The 16747-nt window shown below is 64.5% G+C and carries 16 protein-coding genes; 9 read left to right on the top strand and 7 right to left on the bottom strand.

The annotated features are described in order from the left end of the window. The 3 genes from NKI49_RS16360 to NKI49_RS16350 all read left to right on the top strand — a co-directional run bounded on the left by NKI49_RS16360 (position 1) and on the right by NKI49_RS16350 (position 4161). Positions 1-981, top strand: coding sequence for an ABC transporter permease (locus tag NKI49_RS16360; protein ID WP_352602860.1), 981 nt, complete (start codon positions 1-3; stop codon positions 979-981). 4 nt (positions 982-985) lie between these two features. Beyond that, positions 986-1933: an ABC transporter permease gene (locus NKI49_RS16355; protein WP_027025641.1), complete on the top strand. Its 948-nt coding sequence runs from the start codon at positions 986-988 to the stop codon at positions 1931-1933. A 158-nt stretch (positions 1934-2091) separates the two neighbouring features. Next, positions 2092-4161, top strand: a complete 2070-nt coding sequence (locus NKI49_RS16350) for a 3-hydroxyacyl-CoA dehydrogenase NAD-binding domain-containing protein (protein WP_352602858.1) — start codon at positions 2092-2094, stop codon at positions 4159-4161. 344 nt (positions 4162-4505) lie between these two features. Here NKI49_RS16350 and NKI49_RS16345 read toward each other — a convergent pair whose 3' ends face one another. Then, positions 4506-5312, bottom strand: a complete 807-nt coding sequence (locus NKI49_RS16345; RefSeq protein WP_352602856.1) for a helix-turn-helix transcriptional regulator — start codon at positions 5310-5312, stop codon at positions 4506-4508. A 110-nt stretch (positions 5313-5422) separates the two neighbouring features. Between NKI49_RS16345 and NKI49_RS16340 the strand changes: the two genes are divergently transcribed. The 6 genes from NKI49_RS16340 (at position 5423) to NKI49_RS16315 (ending at position 11310) form a co-directional block, all read left to right on the top strand. Further along, entirely contained in the window at positions 5423-6559 is a 1137-nt protein-coding gene (locus NKI49_RS16340; RefSeq protein ID WP_352602854.1) for an ABC transporter ATP-binding protein, read from the top strand. Next, a complete protein-coding gene (locus NKI49_RS16335) occupies positions 6540-7703 on the top strand; it encodes an ABC transporter substrate-binding protein (RefSeq protein WP_352602852.1) in 1164 nt (387 codons plus the stop codon). The genes NKI49_RS16340 and NKI49_RS16335 overlap by 20 nt, the downstream gene beginning before the upstream one ends. 77 nt (positions 7704-7780) lie before the next feature. Further along, complete coding sequence (locus tag NKI49_RS16330; protein ID WP_352602850.1) at positions 7781-8644, top strand: ABC transporter permease; 864 nt, start codon at positions 7781-7783, stop codon at positions 8642-8644. Next, positions 8644-9456: an ABC transporter permease gene (locus NKI49_RS16325; protein WP_352602848.1), complete on the top strand. Its 813-nt coding sequence runs from the start codon at positions 8644-8646 to the stop codon at positions 9454-9456. The genes NKI49_RS16330 and NKI49_RS16325 overlap by 1 nt, the downstream gene beginning before the upstream one ends. 10 nt (positions 9457-9466) lie before the next feature. Then, a complete protein-coding gene (locus NKI49_RS16320) occupies positions 9467-10228 on the top strand; it encodes an SDR family NAD(P)-dependent oxidoreductase (protein ID WP_352602846.1) in 762 nt (253 codons plus the stop codon). 299 nt (positions 10229-10527) lie between these two features. Beyond that, complete coding sequence (locus NKI49_RS16315) at positions 10528-11310, top strand: hypothetical protein (protein ID WP_352602844.1); 783 nt, start codon at positions 10528-10530, stop codon at positions 11308-11310. A gap of 68 nt (positions 11311-11378) precedes the next feature. On the opposite strand, the gene NKI49_RS16310 is transcribed toward NKI49_RS16315, so the two are convergent. From NKI49_RS16310 to NKI49_RS16285, 6 genes are all read right to left on the bottom strand, one after another. Continuing rightward, positions 11379-12887: an aldehyde dehydrogenase family protein gene (locus tag NKI49_RS16310; RefSeq protein WP_352602842.1), complete on the bottom strand. Its 1509-nt coding sequence runs from the start codon at positions 12885-12887 to the stop codon at positions 11379-11381. Between the two features lie 162 nt (positions 12888-13049). Further along, positions 13050-13394 (bottom strand): cupin domain-containing protein, encoded by a 345-nt coding sequence (locus NKI49_RS16305; RefSeq protein WP_352602840.1) that lies wholly within the window; start codon positions 13392-13394, stop codon positions 13050-13052. A 90-nt stretch (positions 13395-13484) separates the two neighbouring features. Continuing rightward, entirely contained in the window at positions 13485-13835 is a 351-nt protein-coding gene (locus NKI49_RS16300; protein ID WP_352602838.1) for a cupin domain-containing protein, read from the bottom strand. Between the two features lie 229 nt (positions 13836-14064). Next, the gene (locus tag NKI49_RS16295) at positions 14065-15339 is read right to left on the bottom strand and encodes a nucleotide disphospho-sugar-binding domain-containing protein (protein WP_352602836.1); all 1275 of its coding nucleotides are present in this window, start codon (positions 15337-15339) and stop codon (positions 14065-14067) included. Positions 15340-15350: 11 nt separating this feature from the next. Next, positions 15351-16424, bottom strand: a complete 1074-nt coding sequence (locus NKI49_RS16290; RefSeq protein WP_352602834.1) for an ABC transporter ATP-binding protein — start codon at positions 16422-16424, stop codon at positions 15351-15353. Next, a partial coding sequence (locus NKI49_RS16285) for an ABC transporter permease (RefSeq protein ID WP_502908780.1) occupies positions 16421-16747 on the bottom strand: 327 nt, incomplete at its 5' end. The genes NKI49_RS16285 and NKI49_RS16290, both read right to left, overlap by 4 nt.

Raw genomic sequence — 16747 nt, 5'->3', positions numbered from 1 at the left:
ATGACGGCCGCCAGCATCGACACCACCGCCAAGACCTCCGCCGAGCGCGGCGCGCTGGCGCGTGCCCGCCTGCTGCGCGGGCTGCTGCCGGCTTTGTCGCTGGCGCTGGTGCTGCTCGCCATCGCCTGGCTCAACCCGCGCGCCATCAGCTATTTCGGCTTCAGCCTGATGCTCAACCTGGCGATCCCGATCGCCCTGGCGACAATCGCGCAGATGTTCGTCATATCGGGCAATGAGCTCGACCTGTCGATCGGCACCTTTGTCGGTTTCGTCGGCTGCGTCACCGCGACATGGCTGAAGGACGCGCCGGTCATCGGCGTCGCCATCCTGCTCGGGTCGATCGGCGTCTATGCGCTGCTCGGCGCGCTGATCCACCTGCGCAACCTGCCGTCGATCGTGGTGACGCTCGGCATGAGTTTTGTGTGGCAGGGGCTGGCTATTCTCGTGCTGCCCAAACCGGGCGGCAAGGCGCCGGACTGGCTGCTGGCGTTCATGGCGTTCAAACCGCCTCTCGTTCCGTTTCCGATCATTGCAGCGTTGCTGATCGGCCTTGTCGTTCATTTCGGACTGATGCGCACCTCCTATGGCGTGATCCTGCGCGGCTCCGGCGGCAATCCGGCGGCGCTCGGCCGCGCCGGCTGGTCGCTGCTCAAGACCAAGATCGTGCTGTTTTCGCTGGCCGGCCTGTTCGGCGTGCTGTCCGGCATGGCGCTGATCGGCATCACCACCTCGGCCGACGCCAACATAGGCAACGGCTACACGCTGCTTTCGATCGCCGGCGTCATTCTGGGCGGCGGCGAATTCGTCGGCGGCCGGGTGTCGCCGATCGGCGCGGTGATCGGCGCGCTGACGCTGGCGCTGGCCGCGTCGCCGCTGCTCACCTTCATGCACATTCCGCCCGACTGGCAGGTGGCCGCCAATGGCGCCATCCTGATCATCGTGCTTGCCGCGCGGGTGCTGATCAGCCGCAGGGAGAGGTGAGCCAGTGGTGTTGGTGAAGACCCTGCTCGGCAGGCCCTGGATCTGGTCATTCCTCGGCGCGCTTCTGGTGTGGCTGGCGACCATCGCCTTCACCGGCGGCTATGGCGGCGGCGGCATGGTCACGGCAGCGCTGTCGCTGGCGGTGTTCACGGTCATTGTCGGCGTCGGGCAGATGTTCGTCATCACGCTCGGCCCCGGCAATGTCGACCTGTCGTTGCCGGCCAATATCGGCCTTGCCAGCGCCGTCGCCATGAAGGTGATGGACGGCAATGACTCGATGATCGCGGTCGGGCTGCTGGCGGCGCTCGCTACGGGTGCCGCGATCGGCGTCGCCAACTATCTGCTGATCTGGGCGCTGCGCATTCCGCCGATCATCGCCACCTTGTCGGCCAGCTTCATCATCCAGTCCATCGACATCAGCTATGGGCGCGGGCTGCAGATCAAGCCGCCGCCGGGCTTCGCCGATTTCGCCAACCGGCAGGTTCTGGGCATCCCGGTGCTGGCGATCCTCACAGTGCTGTTCACCATCGGCGCCGCGATCGCGCTGCAACGGATGATCTATGGCCGCTCGGTGCTGGCGATCGGCCAGAACATCCGGGCCGCGTGGCTGGCCGGCGTCAATGTCGGCCGCATCCGTTTCCTCACCTACACGCTGTCGGGCGCGCTCGGCGGCATCGACGGGGCGCTGCTCGCAGGCTATTTCCGCGGCGCAAACGTCGACATCGGCAACGAGTACCTGCTGGCCTCGATCGCCGTCGTCGTCATCGGCGGCACGTCGGTGGCCGGCGGCAAGGCCAACGTGCCCGGCGTCTGGGGCGCGGCGCTGTTCCTGGTGCTGCTCTTGACCATGCTCAACACGTTCGGCGTCAGCGCCGGCGTGCGGCTGCTGTTGACCGGGCTGATCATCGTCGGGGTGATCACGGCCGCGGGTGGACAGAAGCCGCTGCGCTAGGTGTGATGGCGAAAGGGCTGGCGCTGGCGGGACAGCACCAGGCACTTCAAGACCGGTAATCATTATGCCAGGCCGGCATCCGGTTCCCATCCGCGTCATGGCGCTGTAAATCCCGTTCGCGCGGCCGCAAGCCGTTCGCCATTGCTGGGAGGTTTTGCGTGTCCGATTTCCTGAAGCTCAGCCGGGACGGCGATGTCGCCATCGTCACCATCGACAATCCGCCGGTCAACGCGCTGAGTTTTCATGTCCGCGAGCCGCTGATGCAGGCGGTGGTCTCGTTGCGCGACGATGTTTCGGTCGCGGCCATCGTCATCGCTTGCGCCGGACGGACCTTTGTCGCCGGTGCCGATATCACCGAATTCGGCAAACCTGTACAGCAGCCCGACCTGCGTGCCATCGTGGCCATGCTGGAGACCATCGCCAAGCCGACCGTCGCCGCCATTCACGGCACCGCGCTCGGCGGCGGGCTGGAACTGGCGCTCGGCTGCCATTTCCGCGTTGCCGATGCCGGCGCCAGGCTCGGCCTTCCCGAGGTGAAGCTCGGCCTGTTGCCGGGCGGCGGCGGCACGGTGCGGCTGCCGCGCCTTGTCGGCGCGGTGAAAGCGCTCAGGATGATCGTTTCCGGTTCGCCGATCAGTGCGGCCGAGGCGCATGGAGCAGGCCTGGTCGATGCTGTCTTCGACGGCGATCTGACCGCGCATGCCGTGAACTTCGCCCGGGAGATAGCCCGCAAGGGTGGTCCCTTCACGCCGGTGCGCGATCGCAATGACGAGCTCAGGCAAACCGACCTGGCGGCCTTCGACGCCGAGGCGGCGGACCTTGCCAAGAAGGCGCGCGGGCTCGAAGCGCCGCTCGCTTGCGCACAATCGGTGCGCAACGCCGTCACGTTGCCGTTCGAGGAAGCGCTGGCGATGGAGCGCGCGCTGTTCGCCAAGCTCGTCGCCAGCGACCAGTCGCGGGCGCAGCGGCATCTGTTCTTCGCTGAACGTGAGGCGGCAAAGATCCCCAAGGATGTCGTCAGACGCAGGATTGCGCGGGTCGGCGTCATCGGCGCCGGCCCGATGGGCGGCGGCATCGCCATGGCCTTCGTCAATGGCGGCTATCCCGTGACCTTGCTGGAAACCAGCTATGAAGCGCTGCAGCGCGGGCTGGCGACGATCGACAAGAACTATGCCGTCTCCGTCAGTCGCGGTTCATTGAGCGAAGACGGCAAGCAGCAGCGGCTCGCCCAGTTCAAGGGCTCCACCGATTATGCCGATCTGGTCGATTGCGACCTGATCGTCGAGGCGGTGTTCGAGGAAATGGCGGTCAAGAAGGAGGTGTTCGGCAAACTCGACGCGGTGGCCAGGCCGGGTGCGATCCTCGCCACCAACACCTCCTATCTCGACATCGACGAAATCGCCGCCTCGACCTCGCGGCCGCAGGATGTGCTCGGCCTGCATTTCTTCTCGCCGGCCAATGTCATGAAGCTGCTGGAGATAGTGCGGGCCGACAAGACCGCGCCCGATGCGCTGGCCACGGTGGTCGACCTGGCGCGCAAGATCGGCAAGGTGGCCGTCGTGGTCGGCGTCTGCCACGGCTTCGTCGGCAACCGCATGCTGGCCGCGCGTGGTGCCGAATCCGAGGCGCTTCTGCTCGAAGGTGCGACGCCAAGCCGGATCGACCAGGCGTTCACCGATTTCGGCTGGCCGATGGGGCCGTTCCAGATGAGCGACCTCGCCGGCCTCGACATCGGCTGGCGCAACCGCAAGGCGCGCGGCCAGACGGCAGTGATCGCCGACAGTTTGTGCGAACAAGGGCGCTTCGGCCAGAAGACCGGCCGTGGGTTCTATCTCTACGAGGCTGGCGCGCGCACACCGGTTCCGGACCCGCAAGTCGAGGCGCTGATCCGCGACAAGGCCGCTGAGAAGGGCATCGCACCACGCGCGATCGGCGCCGAGGAGATCATCGAGCGCACGCTCTACCCCATGATCAACGAAGGCGCGAAGATCCTCGAGGAAAAGATTGCCGCCCGCGCATCCGATATCGATGTCGTCTGGGTCAACGGCTACGGCTTTCCCGTCGGCAAGGGCGGCCCGATGTTCTGGGCTGGCCTCGAAGGGGCGGCCAAGATCATCGAGCGACTCGAATATTGGCACCAGCGGACGGGCAAGGATGTTTTCAAGCCGGCGCCGCTTCTGAGGCGGATGGCCGAGACTGGCTCGTGGGAAGCTGGCTCGACAGCGTGATCGAGCGCCATCGGCAAGCGGTCGGGGCGTGGCCTCAGACCAACGACAGTTTCCAACGTGGCTGAGACGATCAATTTTCGAAGTCGGCGCCGCCCCTCATCGCCCTGCCGGGCACTTCTCCCCGTATAGTAACGGGGAGAAGGGGCTGCCCTCAACCTTGGCGCCCTTCTTTCGAGGCTGGTGGTTGGCGAAAGCGGCAATGAGAGCGCCCCTCTCCCCGTCACTATACGGGGAGAGGATGCCGGCAGGCAGGTGAGGGGCGGCGTCAACCGTCGGAAAAGGTGATGGGGCGAATTCGAATCAGAAGCGATCGCCTTGCCAGGTGGTGGCGGGGATTGGAGGAGCTATCTTATCCGCGCGTCGATGATTTCGACGAAGCGGGCGAAAAGGCCGGCCTGCGACTTGATCTTGAGCTTGCGGTAGATGTTGCGGCGGTGGACCTTCACGGTTCCCGGCACGATGCGCATGGCCCTGGCGATCGACTCGGTGGAATGCCCTTGCAGCACCAGGTCGACGACATGCTTTTCGCGCGGCGTCAGCGACAGGCTTTTCCAGATATGGGCGCGGTCGAACTCGTTGACGACCGCCAACGCCTCGTCCTGCTTGGCCTCGACCGGCTCGTCGACGGGAAGAGCAGGCCAGCGCAAGCGGGCGAAGGCGACCACCGCCGGCGCCATATCGCGCAGCAGCCTGGCGTCGGCGGTTCCGAACGGACCTGAAGCGCGCAGCCGCATCAGCGACAGCACCAGTGCGTCCTTGCCCGGCAGCGGTACGAAGAAGCCGACCTCCTCGGCCAGCCTGGTCTGGCTGTAATAGGAACGAAAATATTCGCTGGCGTAGAAACGGTCCGGCGCGAGTTCGCGCATGCGCCAAAAGCCTTCCTTTCGCTCGACCGCCGCGTGGTGGAACGGATCGAGCAGATAAGGCCCTTCCTGGTAGAGGGCGACAAAGACGTGGCTCTCCGTCGGCGAGAACGTCTCGAACAGCAATAGCGGGCGTGAGGCGCCGCGATAGCCGAAGATCACGCAGTGATCGAAATCGACATGCTGCCGCAGCCAATCGACCAACGCATGGCCGAAGAGATCGCCGCTCGTCTCCCGCGTCGCCGCGACAAGCGTGGCCAGCCGGCTGTATTCATCGCTGCGGGTCAATTCATACCCCTCTAAACGAGAAAATAGATCAGATATACCACCGGTGAGGTATATACTAGCCGCCATTGGCTCTGGTAGCGTCTTGAGATTGCCCTGGGGAGTCCGCAGCCTTGACCGCAGTGCCCGACATCGAGTTTCGCGGCGTCACCAAGCGCTATGGCGCGGTGACCGCGGTCAGCGGCATCGATCTCGCTGTGCCGCCCTCCGCCTTTGTCGCGCTGCTCGGACCGTCCGGCTGCGGCAAGACGACCTGCCTGCGCATGATCGGCGGGTTCGAACAGCCAAGCGAAGGCCAAGTGTTCATTCGTGGCCAGGACATGGCCGGAACGCCGCCTTACAGGCGGCCGGTCAACATGGTGTTCCAGCAATATGCGCTGTTTCCGCATCTGGATGTGGAAGACAACGTCGCCTACGGCCTGCGTCAGGCGCGGCCACGGCTGTCATCGCGCGAGATCGCCTCCAGGGCAGGCGAAGCGCTCGAAATGGTGCGCCTCGCCGGCTATGACAGGCGCAAGATCCACGAACTGTCCGGCGGCCAGCAGCAGCGCGTCGCGCTGGCGCCCGCGCTGGTCAACAAGCCGGCCGTGCTTTTGCTCGACGAGCCGCTGGCAGCGCTCGACAAGAAGCTGCGCACCGACATGCAGATCGAATTGCAGAACCTGCAGCGCGAGATCGGCATCACCTTCGTGCTGGTCACCCACGACCAGGAGGAAGCGCTGTCGATGAGCGACTTCGTCTGCGTCATGAATGGCGGCCGCATCGTCCAGCTCGGGCAGCCAAGCGAGATCTATGACGAGCCCGCCGACCTGTTCGTCGCCGATTTCGTCGGCAAGACCAATCTGTTGAGCGGCAAGGTCGCCGGGCATTCGGGCGAGCTGGTGGACATAGCGTTGGCCGACGGCACGGTCATTGTGGCGCGCAAGCGCACCGCCTTGCGGAATGGCGAGACCGTTTCGGTCAGCCTGCGCCCCGAATCGCTCAGTCTCGGCGCCCCGGAAAGCGGCCCGTTCAAGGGCGTCGTCCGCAACCGCATCTTCCTGGGGTCGACAGCGGAGTACGCGATCGAGGTTCAAGGCATCGGAACGCTGCTCGCCAAGGCCGATCATGTGACCGGCCACGGCAACCTCTTCAAGCCGGGTGAACCCGTCGCCATCGGCTTTGCCACCGGGACGCCGCTTGCGTTTCCGGAGACCAAGAATAACGGGACCAACCAGAGGGTAAACAAACATGTCGAAATCATATCGTGATGGACTGCCGATAAGCCCTGAGAACTTTGTCGACCAGCTGATGCGTCTGAAGCGCGGCTCGATTGGCCGACGCGACTTCCTTGGCCTCACCGGCCTCGGCATCGCGACGGCGGTGATGGCGCGCGAGATCGGCATCATGCCGACGCCGGCCTTTGCCGCGGAAAACCTCGGCGACCGCATGTCGATCGCAACCTGGCCGAATTATCATGACCCGGCGACGTTCGAGAACTTCAAGAAGGACACCGGCGTCGCCGTCGAGGTCAACGTATTCGGCTCCAACGAGGAGATGCTGGCAAAGCTGCAGGCCGGGGCCTCGGGCTGGAGCCTTTTCGTGCCGACCAACTACACGATCTCGACCTATAAGAAGCTCGGCATCATCGAAGCACTCGATATGGCGAAGCTGCCGAATTTCGACGGCTCGCAGGAAGACCCGCGCTTCACTGGGGAAGGCACGATCGATGGCACGACCTATGCCGTGCCGAAGAACTGGGGCACCACCGGCTTTGCCGTGAATACCAAGAAGCTGACCAAGCCGATGACCAGCTGGAAGGAGTTCTGGGACACCGCCATGGCGGAAGGCGACAGCCGCACCATGGTGCACGACTATCAGCTGACCACGATCGGCAACGCGCTGAAATATTACGGCTATTCATTCAATTCGCTGAAGCCCGACGAACTCGCCAAGGCCGAGGAATTGCTGCTCAAGGTCAAGCCGCATCTGTTCGCGGTTTCGTCGGATTACCAGCCGGGGATGCGCGCGGGCGATGCGTGGATGACGATGTGCTGGACCAATGACGGTGCGCAGCTGCATCGCGACATTCCCGAGATCGCCTATGTGCTGGGCAAGGAAGGCGGCGAGATCTGGACCGACTTCTACGCCATTCCCAAGGATGCGCCGAACAAGCCGGCCGGCTATGCCCTGCTCAACTATTTGATGAACCCGCAGGTCGCGGTCAAGGAGCACCTGGCCAATGGCGCGCCCTCGACCGATGCGCGGGTCAACAAGCTGCTGCCCAAGGAGGTGCTCGACAATCCGATCCTCTATCCGGCGGCGGACCTTCTGACGCCGCTGGAATTCGGCGCGGCGGCAACGCTGACCGATCCGGGCCGTGCCGAACTGATGGCGCGCTTCAAGTCGGCCTGAACAAAGCGGGCCTCAAACCGACGCATACAAACTTGACCGGCGGGTTTAGACCCGCCGGCACCGGGGCGAATCTTTCAATGCGTGGCAATGTCCTTCGCAAAAATCTGCTGACGGCCATGCTGCTCGCTCCGGCGACGGCGTGGCTGGTGGTGTTTCTGGTGCTGCCATTCATCGCCATCGCCGTGTTCAGCGTCGGCGAGCGAGCACCGGAGGGCGGCTACCAGGCCGCCTTTACGCTGGCGCAATACGCCAATCTTCCGGCGCGGGCGACCGCCTTCTGGAATACGATGGTGCTGGCGCCGGCAGGGGCGCTCGCCTGCCTGCTGGTCGCCTATCCGGTTGCCTATTATCTTGCCCTCCGCGCGCCGGCGCGCTGGCGGCTGATCTTGCTGGCGCTGGTCGTCATTCCGTTCTGGACCAGCCTTTTGATGCGGACCTACGCCTGGATGTACATTCTGGGCGGGCGCGGCATCCCGGCGCTGCTCGCCTTTGTCGGCATCGAGGATGTCAGGCTGATCAACACCCCAGGCGCCGTCCTGCTCGGCATCGTCTATGGCTATCTGCCGCTGATGATCCTGCCGATCTATGTCAGCCTCGAACGGCTCGACCGAAGGCTGCTGGAGGCCTCCGCCGATCTCGGCGCGACACCGCTTTCGACTTTCCTGGGCGTAACCCTGAAACTGTCGCTGCCGGGCGTGATGACCGGCTTCTCGCTGGTGATGATCCTGCTGCTCGGCGAATATCTTATCCCGACGCTGCTTGGCGGCGGCAAAGTATTCTTCATCGGCAATGCGCTGGTCGATCTGTTCCTGCAGTCGCGCAACTGGCCGTTCGGGTCGGCGATCGCGATCACGCTGGTGCTGGTTTCGGTGGTGGTGCTGATCGCCGCCAACCGCATCTCGACCCGCGTCTCGGGCGCCCGCCGGGTGGACCTGATCTGATGCGCGCCTTCGTCATTGCCGTCTTCGCCTTCCTCTACCTGCCGATCGCGCTGGTCGTGCTGTTCTCCTTCAACGCCGGTCATCATGCCAGCGAGTTCACCGGCTTCTCCGTGCAATGGTATGGCAAGGCGCTGGCAAACCCGTTCCTGGTCGAGGCGCTGAAGAACAGCCTGTTCATCGCCACCACCAGCGCCTCGCTGGCGGCGGTGTTCGGCACGGCGGCAGCCCTTGGCCTGGCGCGCGTCGGGGTGCGGACCCGCGCTGTGTTCGACGCGCTGCTCGGTGCGGCGATCGTCGTTCCTGGCGTCGTCATCGGCATTTCGACACTGGTTGCGCTGGTCCAGCTGTTCGCGGTGGTCAATCCGTTCCTCGCCTCGATCTGGCCGGACGACCAGCCGCCGCGCCTGTCGCTGGGCTATGGTTCGATCATCGCGGCGCATGGCCTGTTCTCGATGGCGCTGGTGACGATGATCGTCGGCACGCGCCTCGGCAGCCTCGACCGCAATCTGGTCGAGGCTTCGAGCGATCTCTACGCCACGCCGCTGACGACGTTCCGCTCGATCGTACTGCCGCAAATCATGCCGGCGGTGGTTGCCGGCTTCCTTCTGGCCTTCACCTTCTCCTTCGACGATTTCATCGTCGCCTTCTTCGTCGCCGGCGCCCAGACGACGCTGCCGATCTATGTCTTCGCGTCGATCCGGCGCGGGGTGACGCCGGAAATCAATGCCATCGCGACGATCGTGCTCGTCGCCTCCGTGCTGCTCGTGGTGCTTGCCCAATGGCAATTGCGCCAGCGCAAACCGTCAAACTGAAAGCCGCATCATGATCCTCAAAGACCGCATCGCCGTGGTGACAGGCGCTGGTTCCGGCATCGGCCGCGCCGGCGCCATGATCATGGGCAGGGAAGGCGCCGTGGTTGTCATCGCCGACAGGGATCATTCTGCCGGCGAGGCAACGGCGCTGGACATCCGTATAGCGGGTGGGCGGGCCGAGGCGGTTGCCACCGACGTCGCGGATGACGCGGCGGTCGAGCGGCTTATTGCCGGCACGCTCGACAAGCATGGGCGTATCGACATCCTGCACAACCACGCCGGAATCCAGGTCGGCGGCACGCTGACCGAAGTCGAGACCGGCGGCATGGATGCCTCGTGGCGGATCAATGTGCGGGCCCAGTTCCTCGCGGCCAGGCTGGTCATGCCGTCGATGGTCGCACGCAGCGGCGGCGTCATCCTCAACACGGCCTCCAATTCGGGCGTGTTCTACGACCGCGAGATGATCGCCTACGCGACGTCGAAACATGCGGTGGTGGCGATGACCCGGCAGATGTCGCTCGACTATGCCAAGCACAATGTGCGCGTCAATGCGCTCTGTCCGGGCTGGGTCGACACGCCGTTCAACGAGCCGTTCATCGCCCAGATGGGCGGACGGGAAGCGATCGAAAACTACGTGCGCACCAAGATCCCGATGGGGCGCTGGGCCATAGCCGAAGAGATTGCCGAAGCGATCCTGTTTCTCGTCTCCGACCGTTCCTCCTTCATGACCGGTCAGGCGCTGGTGATCGACGGCGGCGAAAGCATCGGTTGAGATCCCTGGTTTCATCCGCCGACGTTCCCTTTTCAACGCCTTTCCGATCCTTTCCTGCGGTTTTCACGATGCCCCTGGCCGGTCGCTAGGACTATGGTCTGACGGGCATGGGACTTCAGTGCCATGCAGCCCCGGTGGCGCCGATCGCTGTTTAAAATCAGCCGGTTAGCCGGGCGGCTTGCCGGATGCTCGCGTATTGCGACCGCATTTGTCTAAAGTTTACCCCATAGAATTAGCGGTTTCTCATAGGACGCTGCTTCAGCAGTTGTGCGAACACGGCGAATCCCGAGGAGACCACGATGACAAACCGCAAAACCCTGTTGGCGGCGCTTGCCGCATTGTCGCTTCTGGCGTCTCCGGCACTCGCCGGAGCCGGCGGCAACGGGCATGGCGGCGGCAATGGCGGTGGCCATAGCGGCGGTAACGGCAATGGTGGCAACCACGGCAACAGCGGCGCTTCGCACGGCAAGTCCTCCTCGGCCCGGGGGCAGGTAGCCAAGGCGGAAAAGACCAACACCACGGTCGATACCACAAAGGTCTCGTCCGTGCCCAAGGACAAGAACATCCATGCCAAACTCGGCCGGCTGAACTCGCTGCAGCGCAACATCAACGCCTACATGAACTCCAAGAGCAAGAAGTTCGCTGCCATTCAGGCTTTCGTGACGCAATCCGCGAAAGCCAAGGTCGCCCAGGCCGCGGCTGCCACGGCCGCCGCTACAGCGGCCGCCGCCCAGGCCGAGCTGGATTCGCTGAATTCGCAGCTGGATGCGCTGACGTCGCTGACGGCCGATCAGATTGCCGCCATGACGCCAGAACAGCAAGCGGCCCTGCCTGGGCAGATATCGGCTCTGGAGGCCGAGGTCACAGCCCAGCAGGCCGTGGTTGCCGCCGACAATGCGGCGGCCGCCGATGCCGAAGCCGCGGCTGCCGAGGCAGCGGTTGGCACCGATGATACATCGCTCGACGCGGCGCTGACGGACATGGCTAACAAGCCCGTCGACGCAGATGTCACCGCCTGGGCCCAAGGCGTCCTTGCCGGCAAGATCGACGAGACGGCCGCGGCAATGCAACCGACGCCGTAGCATCGCCGGCTGAGACGTCGGCAGCCGTCAAAGCCGATGTCGCGCGCTGGTCGGCGGCATCGCAGGCTTCACACGTGCCTGCGGCCGCCGGCCTCGCGGAACCAGCTGTCGGGATAGGGATACCACCATTCCTGGATTGCCGGTTTGTGGTCGATGATCACCATCTTCGAGCGGCGGAAGGCGTCGAGTCCCTGGCGCCCGAGCTCGCGGCCGAGGCCCGAGGCCTTCCAGCCGCCGAAAGGCAGAGCGTCATTGTCGATCAGCGGGTTGTTGACCCAGACCATGCCGGCTTCGAGCCGCTCGGCGGCCTCATGCGCTTCGGCCAGATCGGTGGTGAAGACCGAGGCGCCGAGCCCGAACGGGCTGTCATTGGCTAGCCGGATCGCCTCGTCGAAATCCTTGACCCGGCAGATCGCGGCAACCGGCCCAAAACACTCCTCGCGCACGATCGCCATCTCCGGGGTGACGCCGGTCAGGATCGTCGGCTCGTAGAACCAGCCGATGTTGTGTGCGGGCGGAACGCGGCCGCCGGCGACGGCCTTGGCACCGTGCGCGATGGCGTCGTCGACCAGGCGCATGACCTTGGCCCTCGCGGCCTCGCTGACCAGCGGGCCGATCTCGCTTCTGTCCATGCCGTTGCCGATGCGCAGCGCCCGCGTCTTTTCGGCGAACAGCTCGACGAAGCGGTCATGCACGGCATCGACGACGAAGAAGCGCTCGGCCGAGGTGCAGACCTGGCCGGTCAGATGGAAGGCGGCGGTGACGCTGCCGGCCGCCGCTATGTCGAGCGGGGCGTGCTGGCTGATGATCAGCGGGTCGCTGCCGCCGGCTTCGATGACGCAAGGCTTCATGCGTTCGGCGCAGGCCATTGCAACCGCCTTGCCGGCGGCGACGGAGCCTGTGAAGGCAACGGCATGGGTGCGGTCGGAAGCGATCAGCGCCTGCGCGGTTGCCGCACCGCCGGGCAGGCAGGAGACGAGGCCTTCGGGCAGCGAGCCGAACACAGTCATGTAGTCCAGCGTCGACAGCGTCGTCGCCTCGGCCGGCTTGATGACGCAGGCATTGCCGGCGGCGAGCGAAGCCGCAACCGTCCAGCACATCAGCAGAATCGGGAAGTTGTACGGCATGATGTGGACGGAGGTGCCGTAGGGCTCGTAGCGGGCATACTGGAACGAACCGGCCTGCGTCGTGCCGGCGATCTTGCCGGCATCGTCGCGTGCCATCTCGGCGTAGTAGCGGAAGATCGGCGCGCAGTTGGCGATCTCGCCGATGGCTTCCGGATAGGGCTTGCCCATCTCGCGCACCATCAGCTCGGCGCAGCGAGTGAAGTCGGCCGCCTCGATGGCGTTGGCGACGGCATGCAGGTGTTTTGCCCGGCTCTTGGCGTCGAGTTTTTTCCAGCTTGCCTGCGCCTTTGTCGCTGCTGAGAGCACTGCGTCGATCTCGCTATCGCTGGGTGCCGAGATGGCGCCGACCGTTTCCAGCGTCGCCGGATCGATCACCGGTTTGGTCGCGCCGGCCATCGGCCGGTAGTCCGGATTGACGAAGAAGGTCGGGCGGTCAGGGGAGAAATGCATTTTCGTCCTCCTCCACGTATGGAGCCTTTTTGAGAATTCGCCCTGCCGAGTCAGATGGCGTGGCTTTCGAGAACCGGAGCGCAGCGGACATTTGGGTCCGTGAGCACCGGAAGCGCAGAAAGCTGCGCCAGGTGTCCGGCAGGGCAGAATTATCGGAAAGGCTCAGCGGATCATGTAGACCTTCTTGATGGTCTCATGGACGGTGCAGACGCCCTTCCAGTCCTGCGGAAAGAACGCCGCCGTGTCCGGCTCGATCTCGATCACTTCGCCGGATTCATGAACATAGGTGCAGCGCCCTTCGAGGAAGTGGCAGAACTCGTCACGGGTGACGTGGCAGTGCCATTTGCCCGGCGTGCAGACCCACAAGCCGCATTCCGAGCGGCCTTCCGGCCCCTTGTAGAGCAGCTTGCCCGAAGTGTGGGATTCGCCCTCGATCATCGTCGGGATGACGCCCCAGTCGACGAGGTCTGACATGGCGAGCGGGGATTTCATGATCGGTGTCGTCATATGGATTTCCCTGGAATGGCCTTGTTGCTCAGCGGCCCATGAAGGCCTTGGTCAGTGTTTCGGTGCCGGTATGTCATCAAACTGTGAGGATCAGGCCAGCATGTAGACGTTGCGCATGGTCTCATGCACGGTGCATTCGCCCGTCCAGCCGGCCGGGAACATGGCCACGGTCCCAGCCGAGATTTCCATCACTTCGCCGGCATCCGACCGGTAGGTCGCGCGGCCGGCGATGAAATGGCACAATTCATCGCGCGGGATCGCCAGTCGCCAACGCCCGGGCGTGCAGACCCAGATGCCGGATTCCGGCTGGTTGTTGGGGCCTTTGTGCACGAGCTTGCCGGCGGAGCGCGACGCGCCGTCAAGCGCGTCCGGCTGGGCGCCCCAGTCGACGAGGTCGGTGCGGGTGGAGGCTTGGTGGAGATGCGGGGCGGAGGAGGTCATGGGCGCGCTCCACAATTATGCAGCCGAACGCCGATCCGTCGCCGCTCTACGAGGCCCCCCTCTGTCCTGCCGGACATCTCCCCCTCAAGGGGGGAGATTGGCAGCTTCGTGGGTGGCGCTATTTCAACAACTTTGGCGATTGGCGAAAGCCTCGGTGACATCCAATCTCCACCCTTGAGGGGGAGATGGCCGGCAGGCCAGAGGGGGGCGCCTGGGCTCGATATCTCAATCACAGCAGCGCCTCCAACAACCCCGCCGCCTTCTCCGGGCCGTTCTGCGCGCGCATCTGCGCCGACGTCCTCGCCAGCTTTGCTTTCATCGCCGGATCCGTCAGGCAGGCTTCGATCTTGGCGATCAGCTCGGCATCGTTCCAGTCATAGCGCGGCATGCCGAAGCCGTGGCCCGTCTCCTCGACCCTTGTCGCGTTGTCATGGCCGTCCCAGACATAGGGCATGATGATGGCGGGCTTGCCGAAATAGAGGCATTCGGTGAACGAGTTGTTGCCGCCATGATGGATGACCGCATCGACCTGCGGGATGACCGAAGGTTGCGGGAACCAGCTGTCAACAATGACGTTGGCCGGCACGTCGGTGTACTGGTCCTTGTAGCCGCCGACATTGACCAGCGCACGGTAATGCGTCTTGCCCAATGTCGCGATGATGCGCTTCAACAGGTCGACATCGCCGGCACCGAGACTGCCGAACGAGACGTAGAGCAGCGGCCCGTCATTGTTCCCAGCGAAGTCTGGCACCGTGTAGGGCTTTTCCTGCCGCACGCAGCCTTCGAGATACTGGAATTTTGCCGGGTCGAGCGGATGGCGTCGCTTGAACTTCGCCGCTTCGGGATAGAGAAGCAGATTGAGATAGGGCGAGGCTTCGAAGAACTGGCCGATCGGATAGGGCGCCTCGTCGTTGGCGGTGAGGAAGGCGTTGAAATCGTCGTGGATCGGCTTGATCACCGTGTTGAAATGGTCGCGGTAGCGCTGGTGGCCGGCATGATCGTTCTCGCCGCAGCCCGACAGATGCGGGGGGATGTCCTCGTCCTCGATCTCGTTTTCCGAGCAAGAGATGACGCGCACCCACGGCTTGCCGAACTGCTTGATCGCCGGGAACAGGATGACGTTGTCGACGCAGATCACGTCAGGCTTGATGGCGGCCAGCACGCGCGGCAAATCCTTCTGCGCCCATTTGGCGCTGTCGACGATCGCGGTCCAGCAATCCTTCACGTAATTGTCGATCTGGTCATAGGGCGATTTGCGGAAGTTCGGGATATGGCCGTTGATGAAATCCTCCCAGAATTTGGCCATCTGTTCGGGCGGCATCGGTTCGGAGAGGTTCACCGGATGCGCCTCGAAACCGTAGCCCTTGTAGACGTCGACGAAGCCCGGATCGGACAGGAAAACGGCCTTGTGGCCACGCGCCTCGACGGCTTGCGCGATGCCGACGGAATTGAGCGCCGGGCCGTAGGCCGCTTCGGGGAAAACCGCGATCGTCTTCTGCGCCATCAGGCTCTCCTTCACTCTGCGAAAATTCTGACGTCGGCGGCGTCCCAGCCGAGTTCCACCTGGTCGCCCGACGAAACCGGCCTTCGGTCGGCGGCGTCCGCAGTGACGCGCACCAGGAACGGCTTTGGCGACAAGGGCGTGCGGACATGCAGTTGCAGGTCGAGCCCCTGATAGGCCAGCGCCTCGACCGTGCCAGTGGTGCGGTTGGCGGTCTCACCCGATGGGAACAGCCGGATGCGCTCGGGTCGCACCGACGCGACGGCGGAAGCGCCTGACGAGAGCGTGGCGGGAAGCTTGCCGGCGATGCGCGCGCCGTTGGCGGCCATAACGCCATCGGCGGCGGCCTTGCCCGGCACGAAATTCATCACGCCGATGAAGTCGGCGACGAAGCGGTCGGCGGGGTGCTCGTAGATCGCGTGCGGCGTGTCGCATTGCAGCAGCTTTCCGTCCTTCAGCACCGCCATGCGGTCAGCCATCACAAGCGATTCTTCCTGGTCGTGGGTGACAATGACGAAGGTGATGCCGACCTCGTGCTGCAGGCGCTTCAACTCCAGCTGCATGGCGCCGCGCAGTTTCTTGTCGAGCGCGCCGAGCGGCTCGTCGAGCAGCAGCAGCCGGGGCCGCTTGACCAGCGCCCGGGCGAGCGCAACGCGCTGCTTCTGGCCGCCGGACAATTGCTCCGGTTTGCGATCGGCGAAAGGGACGAGTTCGGTCGTCGAGAGAATAGCATCGACGCGGGAGCGGATTTCGTTGGCCGGCAAACGCTCCATTTCGAGGCCGTAGGACACATTGGCCCTGACGCTCATATGCGGAAACAGCGCATAGGACTGGAACATCAGGTTGACCGGCCGCTTGTTGGGCGGGGTTCTGGCGATGTCGCGGCCATCGAGCAGGATGCGGCCGCTATTGGGCGTCTCGAAACCGGCCAGCATCCGCAGCAGCGTGGTCTTGCCGCAGCCCGATGGGCCGAGCAGGGCGAAGAACTCATTCTCGCGGATATCGAGCGAGATACCGTCGACGGCGGTTACCCGGCCGAAATTCTTCGACACATGATCGATGGCCAGCAGCGTGCGCGGGTCGCTCATTGGCCAATGATCCCTCGATTGAGCCGCTGCGACAGGGTCAGCGCGGTGATCGAGACCGCCATGACGATCGTTGCCAGCGCGTTGATCTCCGGCGTGATGCCGAAGCGGATCATCGCGTAGATCTGCATCGGCAGCGTGGTCGAGGCACGACCGGCGCCTGCGGTGAAGAAGGCGATGATGAACTCGTCGACCGACAGCGTGAAAGCGAGCAGCGGGCCGGCGCAACACCCCCGCCCCCGGACCCGCCAAGTTACCCCCCCGCAGGGGGGGGTTGGGGGTTGGCCGCCGGGGGCGGCGGGCACGGCCCAAGACCAAAAGAAAAA

Source organism: Mesorhizobium sp. M0587 (assembly GCF_040320945.1).
In the GTDB taxonomy this organism is placed as follows: Bacteria; Pseudomonadota; Alphaproteobacteria; order Rhizobiales; family Rhizobiaceae; genus Mesorhizobium.
This window is presented reverse-complemented; position numbering and strand designations above follow the sequence as displayed.